The following is a 16,645-nucleotide window of genomic DNA, read 5'->3' as shown; positions in this document are numbered from 1 at the left end:
AATAAAGTATAACATACAAGTATAAAACAAGGAGGAATTATAGTTATGAATATACAAGTTCAAAAACTTAGAAAATCATATAAGGATAGAGAAGTGCTGAAAAATATTTCTTTTGAAATAAAAGAGGGGAGTATTTGTGGATTATTAGGTATTAATGGTGCAGGAAAATCAACAATTATGAAGATTATTTTTGGTCTTGAAAATGCTGATAGTGGTACGGTTATTTTTAATGGGAAAAAAAATGCGGGTATATATGAGATTGGAGCGCTTATTGAAACTCCAGCTATCTACATGAACTTATCTGCTTATGATAACTTAAAAACAAGAGCATTGTTATATGACATTTCTGACGAACGAATTAATGAAGTATTAAACTTGATTGGGCTATCTAATACGGGAAAGAAAAAAGCAGGGAGCTTTTCTTTAGGTATGAAACAACGTTTGGGATTAGGTATGGCAATAATCACTAGTCCAGATTTGCTCATTTTAGATGAACCTACCAATGGATTGGATCCAGATGGTATAAAGGAATTGTTGAATTTAATGATTTCTTTAAAGAAATCAGGAATGACAATTCTTTTATCTAGCCATCAACTGTATGAAGTTAGTAAAGTGGCAGATAAAGTTGTTATTTTACATGATGGTCAAATTTTTTACGATGGTTCGAATGTTCAAAGTGATGATTTAGAATCTTTATTTATAAGAATTGTTCATGGAGGTGACGCAATATGATAAAAATATTTAAATCAGAATGGTTAAAACAGCGAAAAAATACATCCAAAAAATTCTTGATAATAGCTCCTGGATTGTCGATTTTAATAGCTGTATTACTTGTTGGACCGAGTATTCTAGAAAGTTTTTCAATATATTGGTGGGAAGCCGTCTTTTTGTACACGCTTATTGGATTGTTATTTTTATATGATTATAAAGCAGAAGAAGCTGCAGGAAACTTCCAGAATATATACTTTCGAAATGATAGCATAAAAATATATATCGTAAAGATACTTTTAAAATTAAAAGATTTACTCATTTCGAACGTATGGTTTTTAGCTATATTATTATTTACAAGTAATTTTTTGTATGGCGACTTAATATCATTGAATATAATTGGTGACTTAATTTGTTTAGTACTTATTTCGATAACATCCATATGGGTATTGCCACTCTTGTATCTATTTTCGAAACGGATCAACCCCTATATCTTAGTATCTATTAACTCCTTGATTTGTTTTTTGGTTGCACCTTTTATCGCTCAAAGTAGCTTTTGGTTCTTCTTTCCTTTTACATATCATTATAAAATTGCTTATAGTCTTATGTATATAAAACCGTCAGGAGATTTAGATTTAACAAATCATGTAACAGACGTTAAAATGGTAGTATTTACCGTATTTCTATCATTGATTCTATTTATTGTTTCTTTGTTAATGTTAAATTGGAGGTTAAGTAATGATCCAATTGCTAAAAAGTGAAATGATTAAATTTAAAGATTCGTATCAACTATACATTATTTTGATTTTGTCTACTATACAACTATTGACAATTCCAATTTACATATTATCTGTAAATAACACGATTGTATTGGAAAATATTATCTTTTTACCCATGTTAGGCTATTGTATGATAACTACGATAATCACTTTATTAGTATCTGAACAAGAAATCAATGCTAATAATTATCAGAATATTAAAGGCTCGAGAAATACAGCCAGTATATGGGGAGCGAAAATTTTTGTGTTAGATTTACTATTATCTTTACTCACTATTCCTTTATGGGTAGTTGTAGGTATAGAGTTAGAACACTTTTCATATTATTTTTACGTAGGAATAGTTAGTTGGTTATTACTAATATTGCTAAATCATTTCCACATGCTATTGACATTGTTTATTGCGAAAGGTGGCAATTTACTTATTGCTGTTGTAGAAAGTTTATTTATATTATTTGCAACAAATAAAGTTTTTCTTAATATTTTTTGGATTCCAGTAATTTTGCCAGTTAATATAATTTTAGAAAATAATTTTAGAAGCACAACCTATTTATTGGCTTTAATTTTTTATGTTGTATTATTGTTTGTTGCTAATTTAGTAGTTGTAAGCAGAAAAGGTGTTTAATTATATACTATGATTGAAATGAAGGGAGTGTTAAATTTTTGGATGGAAGTTTGGGAATTGTTTTGACTTTACTTCATATCCAAAATAAGTCTGTAAAGACATATTGGAGAGAGGCGTTATTGATTTTTGATAATTTAACTATAGAAAATTAGGAGGAGAACTATGAAATTCAAAAAGATCTATCTTTCCGTAATTTTTTTCTTAAGTTTACTTGGATTGACTGGATGCACATATGAGAAGTATGATGTTAAATTTCTCGACTCAAGTTATAATCGATTTGATTATAAAGGAGAGCATTATGGTGTAACTAATCAATTAATTTTATATGAAGATATTGAAAGTAAAGTAAGCAATCATTATGATATTTATGAAATATCTTACGATGATTCCAATGATGAAATAAAGAATGATTTGTTGGAGATTGGTGACTTATATCAAACCAAGAATAGAGAATTTGCCATAAAAATTGATAGTACTTTCTATAAATGTAAACTACTTGATAATATTTCTAAAGAAGAACTTATAAAAGTTTCTGACTTATTTAATGTTCGCTTAGTAGGAGAATTTGCTATCAATGAGCAAGAAGCCAGAGAGTTGAAGATAGGGGAACAATTATTTACAATTACTGAAGAAATTATTCCAAAAGAAGAGCTTAGTGCTACAGTTGCTAACTTAGATAATCAAGTGAAGTCAGTCACTAGATTATCAGGGGAGCACGAAAGTTGGAAATATGGAGAAATTTGTTCTTTAAAAAATCAGTCTATCCACGAGAAAGTAGCAGTTAAATTGAATGGAGAATATCATTTGGCTTTCTTTAGAAGTTAGTTTGTATATTAGATATGTGACACAAAAATTTTTTCCAGCATCTTTCAAATCAAATTCCCTTGACTTTCTTTATAATTGTGAGATAATAAGTAAAATATATAAAGGAGTTATATAAAATGGCTATAGCGAATTCAAGTAAAATTGTGACCTTCCAAGCTAATAGAGAATTAGTAAATGATGCCATGGAAGTGTTAAAAGAAAAAAATCTCTCTCTTTCATCGGCACTTAGATTATTTTTAAAGAATGTTGCCGTAACAAATGAAGTAGATTTACTTAGTGAAGAGGAATTGGAGAAGGAGTATTTATTTAGACAATTACAAGCAGAAGTTCAAGAAAGTTATGCTAAGATTGAGGCTGGGAATTACTTGACAGATGAGGATGTTGTGACACGCTATGGATTATAAAAAATATAGGATTTTGTATTCTCCTAGAGTGATTGATAGTTTGGATAAAATATATCAGTATATAGCAGAGGAAATCGGTTCTGTAGAGTCTGCGAGACGAAAAGTGGCGAGTATCAGAAAAGATATTAATCGTCTAGAAATTTTCCCCCAAGCTGGATTTGATGCCGATGAAAAATTTGGTAAGAAATTAGACCCTCGCTACCAAACGCGAGGATTGGCCTTGAGTAAGGATTATATTGTATTATATACAATTGTTGAGGATACCGTCAGACTTGCTTATTTACTTCCTTCAAAAAGTGATTACATGAAATTATTCAAGACTAAGTCGAGATATGACTAATTCATAATCTAGAAGATGTGTGTTTAGTGATGAATAAAAATCCTAGTTTGGCTCAGCCAAACTAGGATTTTCTTATTCGTTTCTGTCTACGATAACCGTTGAGTTTTTTATTTTCCCAATAGCTATTAAAGATTTTCTCCTTGCTTTCACGATTGATTTCCAAAAAATAGGCATAAATCAAATCGATAAAGAAGAGCATAGGAAGTTGAGCGGATATTCGTTGGATGTAGGAGGGTTGGCTGTGGGTGGCTACAAGAACAGTCTCTGTATAGGTCTGACTATCTTTATTTGGAACGCTTGTAAAGAGTACAGTCTTTGCGCCCATCTCCTTAGCGTCTAATAAACTGTCTAAAATAGAAGGAGTTGAGCCAGAAAGTGAGAAACCGAGTACGAGACAATTTTCATCCATAATGCTGGTTGTCCAAGCAAAGCCGTCTTGATCAGTCAAGGCCTCGCATACCACACCCAGACGCATGAAGCGTAATTTCATTTCACGAGCAACGAGGCCAGAACTGCCAGTTCCGAAGAAGTAGACACGATCAGCACCTTCGATTAACTGGGCGATTCGTTCTAGTTGTTTTTCGTCAATCAAGTCCTGTGTTTGTTCTCGCATATTACTGTAGCTTCTAAGAACTCGTTTTGTCAGGGGGCTGTGGTCGGGATGTTGGCTAGCTTGATTATCTGCTTGGTGTTGGTATTGGAAAATAAATTCTCGATAACCTGTAAAACCACACTTTTTAGCAAAGCGGGTCAGAGCGGCTTGAGAGATATGTAATTTTTGAGTGACCTGCTGAGAAGATAAATCATCTGCAATGGTTTCAGATTGTAAAAAATAGCGAGCGATTTCTTGCTCTAAATCTGTTAATTCTTCAAAATGAAGATCGATAATGCTTGCGATATCTTGCGGGTTCATGATACTCCTTTATTTGAGTCTAGCTATTAATCGATAATTATTTTTTGTAGCTTTTGTAAATATTATATCATATAAAATAGTTATGTTTAAATAAAAAAACCATCAGAAACTAAATTAAAAAAGCTCACTTCTTTTCCATAATTTTCTTCTCAAATTGTGGTACAATGAAGAGTAAGATTTTAAATAGAAATGAGACTGACTTGTATGAGAAAATTTGATAGCCATTCGATTCCGATTCGGCTTAATTTATTGTTTTCAATTGTTATTTTGCTCTTTATGACCATCATTGGTCGCCTGCTTTACATGCAGGTTTTGAACAAAGATTTTTATGAGACAAAACTAGCATCGGCAAGTAAAACAAAGGTGACCACTAGTTCAGCCCGTGGACAAATCTACGATGCAACAGGGAAACCTCTCGTCGAAAACACCATCAAGCAAGTTGTATCTTTTACAAGGAACAACAAAATGACGGCTGCAGATTTAAAAGAAACAGCCAAGAAGTTGCTGGCTTATGTGGGAGTTTCTTCTCCAATATTGACTGACCGACAGTTGGCGGACTATTACCTGGCAGATCAAGATGTCTATAAGAAAGCAGTGGAAAGTTTACCACGTGATAAGCGACTTGATTCTGATGGCAATCAATTATCTGAATCCGAGCTTTACAACAATACTGTTGAAAGTATCGATCCAAGTCAATTGGCCTACTCTGATGACGAAAAGAAAGAAATTTATCTTTTTAGCCAACTCAATGCAGTTGGAAATTTTGCGACAGGGACCATTGCGACAGACTCCTTAACAGATACTCAGATTGCCTTGATTGCTTCGGCCTCTAAGAATTTACCTGGTATCAGTATTTCAACTTCGTGGGATCGAAAGGTCCTAGAGACTTCACTTGCGTCTATAGTAGGAAGTGTATCCAGTGAAAAAGCTGGTCTTCCAGCTGAAGAAGCAGATGCTTATATCAAAAAGGGTTATTCTCTAAATGACCGTGTTGGAACCTCTTATCTAGAAAAACAATATGAAGAAACCTTGCAAGGAAAACGTTCTGTGAAAGAAATCCATCTGGATAAATATGGCAATATGGAAAGCGTGGATACAATTGAGGAAGGTAGTAAGGGAAACAATATCAAGCTGACCATTGATTTGGCCTTCCAAGATAGTGTGGATGCTTTGCTGAAAAGTTATTTCAATTCCGAGCTAGGAAATGGTGGAGCCAAGTATTCTGAGGGTGTGTATGCAGTCGCCCTTAATCCAAAAACAGGTGCTGTGTTATCCATGTCAGGGATCAAACATGACCTGAAAACGGGAGAGTTGACGCCAGATTCCTTGGGAACGGTAACCAATGTCTTTGTCCCAGGTTCGGTTGTCAAGGCGGCGACCATCAGCTCAGGTTGGGAAAATGGTGTTTTATCAGGAAACCAAACCTTAACAGATCAGCCTATTGTTTTCCAAGGTTCAGCTCCAATTTATTCTTGGTATAAATTGGCATATGGATCTTTTCCTATTACAGCTGTGGAAGCCTTGGAGTATTCATCTAATGCTTACATGGTTCAAACCGCTCTTGGAATCATGGGCCAGACCTATCAACCAAATATGTTTGTTGGAACCAGCAATTTGGAAACAGCTATGGGAAAACTTCGTGCGACCTTTGGCGAATATGGCTTGGGGGCTGCGACCGGAATTGACCTACCAGATGAATCTACTGGATTTGTTCCCAAAGAGTATAGCTTTGCTAATTACATCACCAATGCCTTTGGGCAGTTTGATAACTATACCCCAATGCAATTGGCTCAGTATGTAGCAACTATTGCAAATGATGGTGTTCGTGTGGCTCCTCGTATTGTTGAAGGCATTTATGGAAATAATGATAAGGGAGGCCTAGGCGACTTGATTCAGCAACTGCAACCGACAGAGATGAATAAGGTCAATATATCCGACTCCGATATGAGTGTCTTGCACCAAGGTTTTTATCAGGTTGCTCATGGAACTAGCGGATTGACAACTGGACGTGCCTTTTCAAATGGTGCCTTGGTATCCATTAGCGGAAAAACGGGTACAGCCGAAAGCTATGTGGCAGATGGTCAGCAAGCAACCAATACCAATGCGGTAGCCTATGCCCCATCTGATAATCCCCAAATCGCTGTTGCAGTGGTCTTTCCTCATAATACCAATCTAACAAATGGTGTAGGACCTTCCATTGCGCGTGACATTATCAATCTGTATCAAAAATACCATCCAATGAACTAGAAAGGAAATTATGCTTTATCCAACACCTATTGCTAAGCTGATTGACAGTTATTCTAAGTTACCAGGTATCGGGATTAAGACGGCTACGCGTCTGGCCTTTTATACGATTGGGATGTCTGATGATGATGTCAATGAATTTGCAAAAAATCTCCTTTCTGCTAAGAGAGAATTGACCTACTGTTCTATTTGTGGACGTTTGACAGACGACGATCCTTGTTCTATCTGTACCGATCCGACTCGTGATCCGACAACGATTTTGGTGCTAGAGGATAGTCGGGATGTGGCGGCCATGGAAAATATCCAAGAATACCAAGGACTCTATCATGTCTTACATGGTCTTATTTCTCCCATGAATGGTATCAGTCCGGATGATATCAATCTCAAGAGCCTCATGACTCGTCTTATGGATAGTGAGGTTTCAGAGGTAATCGTAGCAACCAATGCCACAGCAGATGGGGAAGCGACATCTATGTATCTCTCTCGTCTTCTCAAGCCGGCTGGCATCAAGGTTACTCGTCTGGCACGAGGCCTCGCTGTGGGAGCAGATATCGAGTATGCTGATGAAGTCACACTCTTACGAGCCATTGAAAATCGAACAGAGTTGTAAGTCTAGACAAATTAACACAGTCAATTCATTTATACAAAAATCATGGAGACCGACAGTTGTTTTATCGGTCTCTTTTTAGATTTATTGAAGACCAGTATCAGGTTCAAGTTTAAAAAAAGAAGCAAATATGATATACTAAAGAACGAGTATTCTATTAGAATTGGAACAAATAATATGAAACAAACGATTATTCTTTTATACGGTGGACGCAGTGCAGAGCGTGAAGTCTCTGTTCTTTCAGCTGAGAGTGTGATGCGTGCGGTCAACTACGACCGTTTCACAGTCAAGACTTTCTTCATCAGCCAGTCAGGTGACTTTATTAAAACGCAAGAATTTAGCCAGACTCCAGGTCAAGAGGATCGTCTTATGACCAATGAAACTATTGATTGGGATAAGCAAGTTGCACCAAGTGCTATATACGAAGAGGGAGCAGTGGTCTTTCCAGTCCTTCACGGTCCGATGGGAGAAGATGGCTCAGTTCAAGGCTTCCTCGAAGTTTTGAAAATGCCTTATGTTGGTTGTAACATATTGTCATCTAGTCTTGCCATGGATAAAATCACCACTAAGCGTGTCTTAGAATCTGTCGGGATTGCCCAAGTTCCTTATGTGGCCATTGTCGAAGGTGATGATGTGACTGCTAAAATTGCCGAAGTTGAAGAAAAATTGACTTATCCAGTCTTCACAAAACCATCAAACATGGGTTCCAGTGTCGGTATTTCTAAGTCTGAAAATCAAGAAGAACTCCGCCAAGCTTTGGAACTTGCCTTTCAATATGACAGCCGTGTCTTAGTAGAGCAAGGGGTGAACGCGCGTGAAATTGAGGTTGGTCTCTTAGGTAACTATGATGTTAAGAGCACTTTGCCGGGTGAAGTGGTCAAGGATGTTGCCTTCTATGACTACGATGCTAAGTATATTGACAACAAGATTACCATGGATATCCCAGCCAAAATCAGTGATGATGTGGTAGCTGTCATGCGTCAAAATGCAGAAACTGCCTTCCGTGCTATTGGGGGCCTCGGTCTATCTCGTTGCGATTTCTTCTATACAGATAAGGGAGAGATTTTCCTAAACGAGCTTAATACCATGCCAGGTTTTACCCAGTGGTCTATGTATCCACTACTTTGGGACAATATGGGAATCAACTATCCAGACTTAATCGAACGATTGGTTGGTCTTGCCAAGGAAAGTTTTGACAAGCGCGAAGCGCATTTGCTATAAAATGAAAGAGAGGGTAGAAGCCAGAACAATCACTGCAAGGTGACTAGAGTTCTAGAGCTTCGACCCTTTTTAAAGGAGTAGAAATGAAATTAACAATCCATGAAGTGGCTCAAGTTGTAGGAGCTAAAAATGATATCAGCATCTTCGAGGACACCCAGTTAGAAAAGGCAGAGTTTGACAGTCGCTTAATTGCGGCAGGGGATTTATTTGTGCCCCTTAAGGGTGCGCGTGACGGTCATGACTTTATCGAAACAGCTTTTGAAAATGGCGCTGCTGCAACCCTGTCTGAGAAAGAGGTCGCAAATCATCCCTACATTCTAGTAGATGACGTTTTGGCTGCCTTTCAATCCCTAGCTGCCTACTATCTTGAAAAAACAGCAGTTGATGTCTTTGCTGTCACAGGTTCAAATGGCAAGACAACGACCAAGGATATGTTAGCTCACTTGCTATCAACTACCTACAAAACTTACAAAACACAAGGCAACTACAATAATGAGATTGGCCTTCCTTACACAGTTCTCCATATGCCTGAAGAAACAGAAAAGTTGGTCTTAGAGATGGGACAGGATCACTTGGGAGATATTCATCTCTTGTCAGAATTGGCTCATCCAAAAACAGCCATCGTGACCTTGGTTGGAGAAGCCCATTTGGCCTTTTTCAAAGACCGTTCTGAAATTGCTAAAGGAAAAATGCAAATTGCAGACGGTATGGCTTCAGGTTCTTTGCTCCTAGCGCCAGCAGATCCGATTGTAGAGGACTACTTGCCAACTGATAAAAAGGTGGTTCGTTTTGGCCAAGGAGCAGAGTTGGAAATTACCGACTTGGTTGAGCGTAAGGATAGTCTGACCTTTAAGGCTAATTTCTTGGAACAAGCCCTTGATTTGCCAGTGACTGGTAAGTACAATGCCACCAATGCTATGATTGCATCCTATGTTGCCCTGCAAGAAGGAGTTTCAGAGGAGCAAATCCGTTTGGCCTTCCAAAATCTTGAATTGACGCGTAACCGTACTGAGTGGAAGAAAGCAGCCAATGGAGCAGATATACTATCAGATGTTTACAATGCCAATCCAACTGCTATGAAGTTGATTTTAGAGACTTTCTCTGCCATTCCAGCCAATGAAGGTGGCAAGAAAATTGCTGTCTTGGCGGATATGAAGGAACTTGGTGACCAGTCTGTTCAACTTCATAATCAGATGATTTTGAGCCTTTCTCCAGATGTGCTTGATACCGTTATTTTCTATGGAGAAGACATTGCTGAATTAGCCCAATTGGCCAGTCAAATGTTCCCAATTGGCCACGTTTACTACTTCAAGAAAACAGAAGACCAAGACCAATTTGAAGACCTAGTCAAGCAGGTCAAAGAAAGCCTTGGAGTCAATGACCAAATCCTGCTCAAAGGCTCTAACTCTATGAATCTAGCCAAGTTGGTAGAAAGTTTAGAAAATGAAGCCAAGTGATTTTGCTAAGTATCTGCAAAGAATGATTGCCCTTACAGATACTGGATTAACCTTTACAAAAGATCCTTTTGACCGTGAGCGCTACGAGGACTTGCGAAGTCTGTTATCTGAAATGTTGAATCAGGGATCAGACCTGGATGCAGAAGAAGTGGCAGAAGTCTTGAAACCGACTTCAGCTTATGCGACTCCTTTAATGGACGTCCGTGCTTGGATTGTTGAGGATGATAAGATTTGTCTGGTTAGGGGACAAGGAGAGGATAGTTGGGCTTTGCCAGGTGGCTTTGGAGAGGTTGGTTATTCTCCAACAGAAAATATTCTCAAGGAGATTGAAGAAGAAACCGGTTTTGAAGCTAAAGTTGAAAGACTACTAGCTGTTTTTGATACCAATCGTTTCCAACTACAGAGCAAGCAATATGCAAAGTTTATTTTTGAATGTAAGCTTCTTGATGGACAATTCCAAGAAAATCAAGAAATTGCTGACCTTCAATTTTTTGCCATTGACCAACTACCAGCCTTATCTGAAAAACGCATTACCAAAGAGCAAATAGAGATTCTTTGGCAGGTTTATAAAGGTCAGAAGGAGCAATATCTTGACTAAGAAGATGATTATCGTATTTCTAAATTCATTTTTCTTAAGTAGCATGGTATAATAAAATGCAGGAAAATTTTGAAACATGAGGAAGACTAGATGAATTTATGGGATATTTTCTTTACGACCCAAGCAACAGAGCCACCCAAGTTTGACCTTTTTTGGTATGTCAGTATATTTACACTCTTGGCTTTGACCTTTTATACAGCCTATCGTTATCGTGAAAAGAAGGCTTACCAACGATTTTTCCAAATCTTGCAGGCGGTTCAGTTGATCCTGATTTATGGTTGGTATGGGGTCAATCATATGCCTCTGTCAGAAAGTTTACCCTTTTACCATTGTCGTATGGCTATGTTTGTGGTGCTCTTGCTACCTGGTCAGTCCAAATATAGGCAGTATTTTGCATTACTAGGAACATTTGGGACATTAGCAGCCTTTGTTTATCCAGTGTCAGATGCCTATCCTTTCCCACATATTACGATTTTATCCTTTATCTTTGGCCACTTAGCTCTCTTGGGGAACTCTTTAGTTTATCTATTGAGACAGTATAACGCGCGATTGCTGGATGTGAAGGGAATTTTTCTCATGACCTTTGCACTAAATGCCTTGATTTTTGTGGTCAATTTAGTAACAGGTGGAGATTACGGATTCTTGACAAAACCACCATTGGTTGGAGACCATGGCTTAGTAGCTAATTATTTAATCGTTTCCCTGGCCTTATCAGCAGCGATTACGTTAACAAAGAAAATCTTGGAACTATTTTTAGAACAAGAAGCAGAAAAAATGATTGCAAAGAAAGCTTAGAAATGAGCTTTCTTTTTTTCATAAATCTGATTTTTTATAACTTGTTTGGAAAATAAAAAAATCTAAGGAACGAATGTAAAAAAATGGTAAGTAAATTTAGGAAAAACTAAGCACGATTGGATTTTTTGTGTTATAATATTCTGTGAATAGCTATGCCCTATTTTAGCTATTTTGAATAGAAGTTTGAAACTTGGAAGAGAGAGGATGCGATGTAATGGCTAGAGATGGTTTTTTTACAGGCTTAGATATCGGAACTAATTCGATTAAAGTATTGGTTGCCGAACTTAGAAATGGTGAACTAAATGTAATTGGTGTAAGTAATGCCAAGAGTAAAGGTGTAAAGGATGGGATTATCGTTGATATTGAAGCAGCAGCAGCAGCTATCAAGTCAGCTATTTCCCAAGCAGAAGAGAAAGCTGGCATTTCAATCAAATCAGTGAATGTTGGTTTGCCTGGAAATCTTTTGCAAGTAGAACCAACTCAAGGAATGATTCCAGTTACATCTGATACAAAAGAAATTACAGATCAAGATGTCGAAAATGTTGTCAAATCAGCTTTGACAAAGAGTATGACACCAGATCGTGAAGTCATTACTTTTATTCCAGAAGAATTTATCGTAGATGGTTTCCAAGGTATTCGTGACCCACGTGGTATGATGGGGGTTCGTCTTGAAATGCGTGGTTTGCTTTACACAGGTCCACGTACTATTCTTCACAATTTACGCAAGACAGTTGAGCGCTCAGGTGTTCAGGTTGAAAATATTATTATTTCACCATTGGCTTTGGTTCGTTCAGTCTTGAACGAAGGAGAGCGTGAATTTGGAGCTACTGTGATTGATATGGGAGCAGGTCAAACAACTGTTGCTACAATCCGTAACCAAGAACTCCAGTTTACAAATATTCTTCAAGAAGGTGGAGATTATGTCACAAAAGATATCTCTAAGGTCTTGAAGACTTCACAAAAACTAGCTGAAGGATTGAAATTGAACTATGGTGAAGCCTACCCTTCACTTGCAAGCAATGAAACCTTCCAAGTTGAAGTAATTGGTGAAGTGGAACCTGTAGAAGTTACAGAAAGCTACCTAGCAGAGATTATTTCAGCCCGCATTAAGCACATTTTTGAACAAATCAAACAAGAGTTGGAAAGAAGACATTTGTTGGATCTTCCTGGCGGGATTGTTCTGATTGGTGGAAATGCTATTTTACCAGGTATTGTAGAACTTGCGCAGGAAGTATTTGGCGTTGGCGTCAAACTTTACGTTCCAAATCAAGTTGGAATCCGTAACCCTGCCTTCGCTCATGTGATTAGCTTGTCTGAATTTGCTGGTCAATTGACTGAGGTGCATTTGTTAGCACAACGAGCAGTCAAGGGTGAAGATACTTTGCGTCACCAACCAATTAATTTCGGTGGGATGATTCAACGTGTTACGCAGGTAGCACAACCGACCCCTATTCAATCAGTTCAAAATACTGAGGTAGAGCAATCAGCTTCTACGAACGTAGTTGCTCCGAAAGAAGATAAAGTATCTTCTCAAAATAAACCAAAAATCGCAGATCGTTTCCGTGGCTTAATCGGAAGTATGTTTGATGAATAAAAGAGGAAAAATAAACTATGACATTTTCATTTGATACAGCGGCTGCTCAAGGTGCAGTGATTAAAGTAATCGGTGTTGGTGGAGGTGGTGGTAACGCCATTAACCGCATGGTTGACGAAGGTGTTGCAGGCGTAGAATTTATCGCAGCAAACACAGATGTACAAGCTTTGAGTAGTACAAAAGCTGAGACTGTAATTCAGTTAGGTCCTAAATTGACTCGTGGTTTGGGTGCTGGCGGTCGACCTGAAGTTGGTCAAAAAGCTGCTGAAGAAAGCGAAGAAGCCTTGACTCAAGCTATTACTGGAGCAGACATGGTCTTCATTACTGCAGGTATGGGAGGTGGCTCTGGTACTGGTGCAGCTCCTGTTATTGCCCGCATTGCTAAAGATTTAGGTGCTCTTACAGTTGGTGTTGTGACACGTCCTTTCGGTTTCGAAGGAAGCAAACGTGGTCAGTATGCTGTAGAAGGAATCAATCAACTTCGTGAGCATGTAGATACTCTATTGATTATTTCAAACAACAACTTGCTTGAAATTGTTGATAAGAAAACTCCACTTCTTGAAGCTCTTAGCGAAGCAGATAACGTACTTCGCCAAGGTGTTCAAGGGATTACGGACTTGATTACAAATCCTGGTTTGATTAACCTTGACTTTGCTGATGTGAAAACAGTTATGGCAAATAAAGGAAACGCCCTAATGGGTATCGGTATCGGTAGTGGTGAAGAACGTGTGGTAGAAGCAGCTCGTAAGGCAATCTACTCACCACTTCTTGAAACAACTATTGACGGTGCTGAGGATGTTATCGTCAACGTTACTGGTGGTCTTGATTTGACTTTGATTGAAGCAGAAGAAGCTTCAGAAATTGTCAACCAAGCAGCTGGTCAAGGAGTGAACATCTGGCTCGGAACATCTATCGATGAAAACATGAAAGATGAAATCCGTGTGACAGTTGTGGCAACTGGTGTTCGTCAAGATCGTGTGGAAAAAGTTGTGGGCCATGCACCAAGACAAGTTGTCCGTCATGAACAAGCAAGTCCTAGTCATGCACACAATCATAATCGTCAGTTTGATATGGCTGAAACTGCAGAAATTCCAAGTCCAGCACCTCGCCGTACAGAAACTTCTCAATCTTCAGCATTTGGTGATTGGGACTTGCGTCGTGAGACAATTGTTCGACCAACTGATTCAGTTGTATCACCAGTTGAACGTTTCGAAGCGCCATCTTTACACGATGAGGATGAATTAGACACTCCTCCATTTTTCAAAAATCGTTAAGTAAATGAATTTGAAAGAAAATACAGAACGTGTTTTTCAACAAGTAAAAGATGCAAGTCAGCAGTCAGGAAGAGAAGTCAATTCTGTTTCGGTTGTTGCTGTTACAAAATATGTAGACGTACCGACAGCGGAGGCTTTGCTTCCGCTAGGTGTGCATCATATTGGTGAAAATCGTGTGGATAAATTTCTTGAGAAATATGAAGCTTTAAAAGATAGAAATATTACCTGGCATTTGATTGGAACCTTGCAAAGACGCAAGGTCAAAGATGTCATTCAGTATGTTGATTATTTCCACGCTTTGGATTCATTAAAGCTAGCAGAGGAAATTCAAAAAAGAAGTGACCGAGTTGTTAAGTGTTTCTTACAAGTAAATATCTCAAGGGAAGAGAGTAAACATGGTTTTTCAAAGGAAGAACTATTGGAGCTCTTGCCAGAATTAGCCACCTTAGATAAAATCGAATATGTCGGCTTGATGACCATGGCTCCTTTTGAAGCTAGTAGTGATGAGTTGAAAGAGATTTTTAAAGCTACGCAGGATTTGCAACTAGAAATTAGAGAAAAACAAATTCCCAATATGCCAATGACGGACTTGAGTATGGGTATGAGTCGTGACTATAAGGAAGCGATTGAATTTGGCTCAACATTTGTCAGAATTGGTACAGCATTTTTTAAATAGGAAAGAAATATGTCTTTAAAAGATAGATTTGATAAATTTATAGATTATTTTACAGAAGATGGAGAAGAAGTTGGTACTACATATCAGCCTAAAGCTGAAGAGCCGATTGTGACTCCAGTCCCTTCTGTTCAAGAGTTGCCTCAACAAGCTGCTAGCACGCCATCTAAAGATAAAAACATCACTCGTCTTCATGCCCGTCAACAAGAGTTGGCTATGCAAAGTCAACGTTCTACTGATAAGGTGACAATTGATGTTCGTTATCCACGTAAATACGAAGATGCCACAGATATTGTTGATTTATTAGCTGGTAACGAAAGTATTTTGATTGATTTTCAATATATGACAGAAGTTCAAGCTCGTCGTTGTTTGGACTATCTGGATGGGGCGCGTCACGTTTTAGCTGGTAACATGAAAAAGGTAGCATCTACTATGTACCTGCTGACACCAGTTGATGTTGTTGTCAATATTGAAGACATCAAAATTCCAGATGAATCACAAAATGGTGAATTTGGCTTTGATATGAAACGTACGAGAGTGAGATAATGATCTTTCTCATTCGTTTTGTTCAAAATGCAGTGGATATCTATTCACTGATTTTAATCGTGTTTGCTCTGATGTCTTGGTTTCCCAATGCTTATGAATCACGTCTTGGACGCTTGATTATTAGTTTAGTGAAACCGATAATAGCTCCCTTGCAACGTTTACCCCTCCAGATTGCAGGTCTTGACTTGTCTGTCTGGATTGCGGTATTACTAGTTCACTTCCTAGGGGAGCAGTTGATTCGACTTTTAGTGATCTTTCTATGAACAAGATGATTTATCAACACTTTTCTAAGAATGATTCGTCTTTTATTGATAAGGGAGTAGAATGGATAAAAAAGGTAGAAGATTCTTATTCTCCTTTTTTAACCCCCTTTGTAAATCCCCATCAAGAAAAGATTTTAAAGGTTCTAGCATCAACCAACGGCATCTCCTACATGAGCAGTCGGCAGTTTCTTGAAACTGAATATGTACGGGTACTCCTGTATCCTGATTATTTTGAGCCAGAATTCTCTGATTTTGAACTTTCCTTGCAAGAAATTGTTTATCCTAATAAGTTTGAGCGGTTAACACATGCAAAAATATTAGGAACTGTTTTAAATCAGCTAGGAATCGATAGGAAGCTATTTGGTGATATCTTAGTCAATGAAGAGAGGGCACAGATTATCATTAATCGACAGTTTATGCTCCTTTTTCAAGACGGCATTACGAAAATTGCTCGTTTACCGGTTCGTCTAGAAGAACGAGATTTTACTGAGAGAATCGCTACAGTAGAAGATTATCAAGAATTAGATATTTGTATTGCTAGTTCTAGATTAGATGTTTTTCTAGCAGGTGTCTTCAAGCTGTCTAGAAATCAGGCAAGTCAGTTAATTGAAAAACAGGCAGTCCAAGTGAATTACCATTTAGTTGAAAAATCAGATTATACAGTTCAAGTTGGTGATCTGATTAGTGTAAGGAAATTTGGTCGATTGAAACTCGTTAGAGATAATGGGCAAACAAAAAAAGATAAAAAGAAATTAACGGTCCAATTGTTATTAAGTAAGTGA

General features: G+C 37.8%; 19 protein-coding genes. 18 read left to right on the top strand and 1 reads right to left on the bottom strand.

The annotated features are described in order from the left end of the window. Nucleotides 1-45: 45 nt before the first annotated feature. From QM956_RS01280 to QM956_RS01255, 6 genes are all read left to right on the top strand, one after another. Nucleotides 46-732: an ABC transporter ATP-binding protein gene (locus QM956_RS01280; RefSeq protein WP_001025883.1), complete on the top strand. Its 687-nt coding sequence runs from the start codon at nucleotides 46-48 to the stop codon at nucleotides 730-732. After that, complete coding sequence (locus QM956_RS01275) at nucleotides 729-1,469, top strand: lantibiotic immunity ABC transporter MutE/EpiE family permease subunit (protein ID WP_000590350.1); 741 nt, start codon at nucleotides 729-731, stop codon at nucleotides 1,467-1,469. The genes QM956_RS01280 and QM956_RS01275 overlap by 4 nt, the downstream gene beginning before the upstream one ends. Beyond that, nucleotides 1,447-2,109: an ABC-2 family transporter permease gene (locus QM956_RS01270; protein ID WP_414302109.1), complete on the top strand. Its 663-nt coding sequence runs from the start codon at nucleotides 1,447-1,449 to the stop codon at nucleotides 2,107-2,109. Before QM956_RS01275 ends, QM956_RS01270 begins: the two co-directional genes overlap by 23 nt. A gap of 162 nt (nucleotides 2,110-2,271) precedes the next feature. After that, nucleotides 2,272-2,934: a NisI/SpaI family lantibiotic immunity lipoprotein gene (locus tag QM956_RS01265; protein WP_078238175.1), complete on the top strand. Its 663-nt coding sequence runs from the start codon at nucleotides 2,272-2,274 to the stop codon at nucleotides 2,932-2,934. A gap of 116 nt (nucleotides 2,935-3,050) precedes the next feature. Further along, on the top strand, nucleotides 3,051-3,338 hold the full coding sequence (gene relB, locus QM956_RS01260; RefSeq protein WP_000951986.1) for a type II toxin-antitoxin system RelB/ParD family antitoxin: 288 nt from the start codon (nucleotides 3,051-3,053) through the stop codon (nucleotides 3,336-3,338). After that, nucleotides 3,328-3,678, top strand: a complete 351-nt coding sequence (locus QM956_RS01255) for a type II toxin-antitoxin system RelE/ParE family toxin (RefSeq protein WP_000384865.1) — start codon at nucleotides 3,328-3,330, stop codon at nucleotides 3,676-3,678. The genes relB and QM956_RS01255 overlap by 11 nt, the downstream gene beginning before the upstream one ends. A 61-nt stretch (nucleotides 3,679-3,739) precedes the next feature. Here the strand turns inward: QM956_RS01255 and QM956_RS01250 are convergent, their stop codons facing one another. Further along, nucleotides 3,740-4,591, bottom strand: coding sequence for a MurR/RpiR family transcriptional regulator (locus QM956_RS01250; protein WP_125393493.1), 852 nt, complete (start codon nucleotides 4,589-4,591; stop codon nucleotides 3,740-3,742). 189 nt (nucleotides 4,592-4,780) lie between these two features. Between QM956_RS01250 and pbp2b the strand changes: the two genes are divergently transcribed. From pbp2b to QM956_RS01190, 12 genes are all read left to right on the top strand, one after another. After that, nucleotides 4,781-6,838: a penicillin-binding protein PBP2B gene (gene pbp2b / locus QM956_RS01245; RefSeq protein ID WP_414302108.1), complete on the top strand. Its 2,058-nt coding sequence runs from the start codon at nucleotides 4,781-4,783 to the stop codon at nucleotides 6,836-6,838. Between the two features lie 10 nt (nucleotides 6,839-6,848). Then, a complete protein-coding gene (gene recR / locus QM956_RS01240; RefSeq protein WP_203176357.1) occupies nucleotides 6,849-7,445 on the top strand; it encodes a recombination mediator RecR in 597 nt (198 codons plus the stop codon). A gap of 174 nt (nucleotides 7,446-7,619) precedes the next feature. Next, nucleotides 7,620-8,663 carry a D-alanine--D-alanine ligase gene (locus QM956_RS01235; RefSeq protein ID WP_261020820.1) on the top strand — a complete coding sequence of 348 codons (1,044 nt, stop codon included), beginning with the start codon at nucleotides 7,620-7,622 and terminating at the stop codon, nucleotides 8,661-8,663. A gap of 83 nt (nucleotides 8,664-8,746) precedes the next feature. Beyond that, nucleotides 8,747-10,120, top strand: a complete 1,374-nt coding sequence (locus QM956_RS01230) for a UDP-N-acetylmuramoyl-tripeptide--D-alanyl-D-alanine ligase (protein WP_261020818.1) — start codon at nucleotides 8,747-8,749, stop codon at nucleotides 10,118-10,120. Further along, a complete protein-coding gene (locus QM956_RS01225) occupies nucleotides 10,107-10,718 on the top strand; it encodes an NUDIX hydrolase (protein WP_261020816.1) in 612 nt (203 codons plus the stop codon). Before QM956_RS01230 ends, QM956_RS01225 begins: the two co-directional genes overlap by 14 nt. 90 nt (nucleotides 10,719-10,808) lie before the next feature. Next, nucleotides 10,809-11,513, top strand: coding sequence for a YwaF family protein (locus tag QM956_RS01220; RefSeq protein ID WP_049500939.1), 705 nt, complete (start codon nucleotides 10,809-10,811; stop codon nucleotides 11,511-11,513). A 214-nt stretch (nucleotides 11,514-11,727) separates the two neighbouring features. Then, entirely contained in the window at nucleotides 11,728-13,107 is a 1,380-nt protein-coding gene (ftsA, locus tag QM956_RS01215; RefSeq protein ID WP_261020815.1) for a cell division protein FtsA, read from the top strand. A gap of 17 nt (nucleotides 13,108-13,124) precedes the next feature. After that, complete coding sequence (gene ftsZ, locus QM956_RS01210; protein WP_000144257.1) at nucleotides 13,125-14,381, top strand: cell division protein FtsZ; 1,257 nt, start codon at nucleotides 13,125-13,127, stop codon at nucleotides 14,379-14,381. A 4-nt stretch (nucleotides 14,382-14,385) separates the two neighbouring features. Further along, on the top strand, nucleotides 14,386-15,057 hold the full coding sequence (locus QM956_RS01205) for a YggS family pyridoxal phosphate-dependent enzyme (protein WP_261020814.1): 672 nt from the start codon (nucleotides 14,386-14,388) through the stop codon (nucleotides 15,055-15,057). A 9-nt stretch (nucleotides 15,058-15,066) separates the two neighbouring features. Further along, on the top strand, nucleotides 15,067-15,600 hold the full coding sequence (locus QM956_RS01200; RefSeq protein WP_004257765.1) for a cell division protein SepF: 534 nt from the start codon (nucleotides 15,067-15,069) through the stop codon (nucleotides 15,598-15,600). Further along, nucleotides 15,600-15,863 carry a YggT family protein gene (locus tag QM956_RS01195; RefSeq protein WP_004257761.1) on the top strand — a complete coding sequence of 88 codons (264 nt, stop codon included), beginning with the start codon at nucleotides 15,600-15,602 and terminating at the stop codon, nucleotides 15,861-15,863. Before QM956_RS01200 ends, QM956_RS01195 begins: the two co-directional genes overlap by 1 nt. Next, on the top strand, nucleotides 15,860-16,645 hold the full coding sequence (locus tag QM956_RS01190; protein WP_414302107.1) for a YlmH family RNA-binding protein: 786 nt from the start codon (nucleotides 15,860-15,862) through the stop codon (nucleotides 16,643-16,645). Before QM956_RS01195 ends, QM956_RS01190 begins: the two co-directional genes overlap by 4 nt.

This window comes from Streptococcus mitis (genome assembly GCF_047460035.1).
GTDB classification, from domain to species: Bacteria; Bacillota; Bacilli; order Lactobacillales; family Streptococcaceae; genus Streptococcus; species Streptococcus mitis_DW.
This window is presented reverse-complemented; position numbering and strand designations above follow the sequence as displayed.

Bases quoted from the DNA above. Each gene is read 5' to 3' on its own strand.
- QM956_RS01280 (WP_001025883.1), top strand. From the start codon at position 46: ATGAATATACAAGTTCAAAAACTTAGAAAATCATATAAGGATAGAGAA.
- QM956_RS01275 (WP_000590350.1), top strand. From the start codon at position 729: ATGATAAAAATATTTAAATCAGAATGGTTAAAACAGCGAAAAAATACA.
- QM956_RS01270 (WP_414302109.1), top strand. From the start codon at position 1,447: ATGATCCAATTGCTAAAAAGTGAAATGATTAAATTTAAAGATTCGTAT.
- QM956_RS01265 (WP_078238175.1), top strand. From the start codon at position 2,272: ATGAAATTCAAAAAGATCTATCTTTCCGTAATTTTTTTCTTAAGTTTA.
- relB (WP_000951986.1), top strand. From the start codon at position 3,051: ATGGCTATAGCGAATTCAAGTAAAATTGTGACCTTCCAAGCTAATAGA.
- QM956_RS01255 (WP_000384865.1), top strand. From the start codon at position 3,328: ATGGATTATAAAAAATATAGGATTTTGTATTCTCCTAGAGTGATTGAT.
- QM956_RS01250 (WP_125393493.1), bottom strand. From the start codon at position 4,591: ATGAACCCGCAAGATATCGCAAGCATTATCGATCTTCATTTTGAAGAA.
- pbp2b (WP_414302108.1), top strand. From the start codon at position 4,781: ATGAGACTGACTTGTATGAGAAAATTTGATAGCCATTCGATTCCGATT.
- recR (WP_203176357.1), top strand. From the start codon at position 6,849: ATGCTTTATCCAACACCTATTGCTAAGCTGATTGACAGTTATTCTAAG.
- QM956_RS01235 (WP_261020820.1), top strand. From the start codon at position 7,620: ATGAAACAAACGATTATTCTTTTATACGGTGGACGCAGTGCAGAGCGT.
- QM956_RS01230 (WP_261020818.1), top strand. From the start codon at position 8,747: ATGAAATTAACAATCCATGAAGTGGCTCAAGTTGTAGGAGCTAAAAAT.
- QM956_RS01225 (WP_261020816.1), top strand. From the start codon at position 10,107: ATGAAGCCAAGTGATTTTGCTAAGTATCTGCAAAGAATGATTGCCCTT.
- QM956_RS01220 (WP_049500939.1), top strand. From the start codon at position 10,809: ATGAATTTATGGGATATTTTCTTTACGACCCAAGCAACAGAGCCACCC.
- ftsA (WP_261020815.1), top strand. From the start codon at position 11,728: ATGGCTAGAGATGGTTTTTTTACAGGCTTAGATATCGGAACTAATTCG.
- ftsZ (WP_000144257.1), top strand. From the start codon at position 13,125: ATGACATTTTCATTTGATACAGCGGCTGCTCAAGGTGCAGTGATTAAA.
- QM956_RS01205 (WP_261020814.1), top strand. From the start codon at position 14,386: ATGAATTTGAAAGAAAATACAGAACGTGTTTTTCAACAAGTAAAAGAT.
- QM956_RS01200 (WP_004257765.1), top strand. From the start codon at position 15,067: ATGTCTTTAAAAGATAGATTTGATAAATTTATAGATTATTTTACAGAA.
- QM956_RS01195 (WP_004257761.1), top strand. From the start codon at position 15,600: ATGATCTTTCTCATTCGTTTTGTTCAAAATGCAGTGGATATCTATTCA.
- QM956_RS01190 (WP_414302107.1), top strand. From the start codon at position 15,860: ATGAACAAGATGATTTATCAACACTTTTCTAAGAATGATTCGTCTTTT.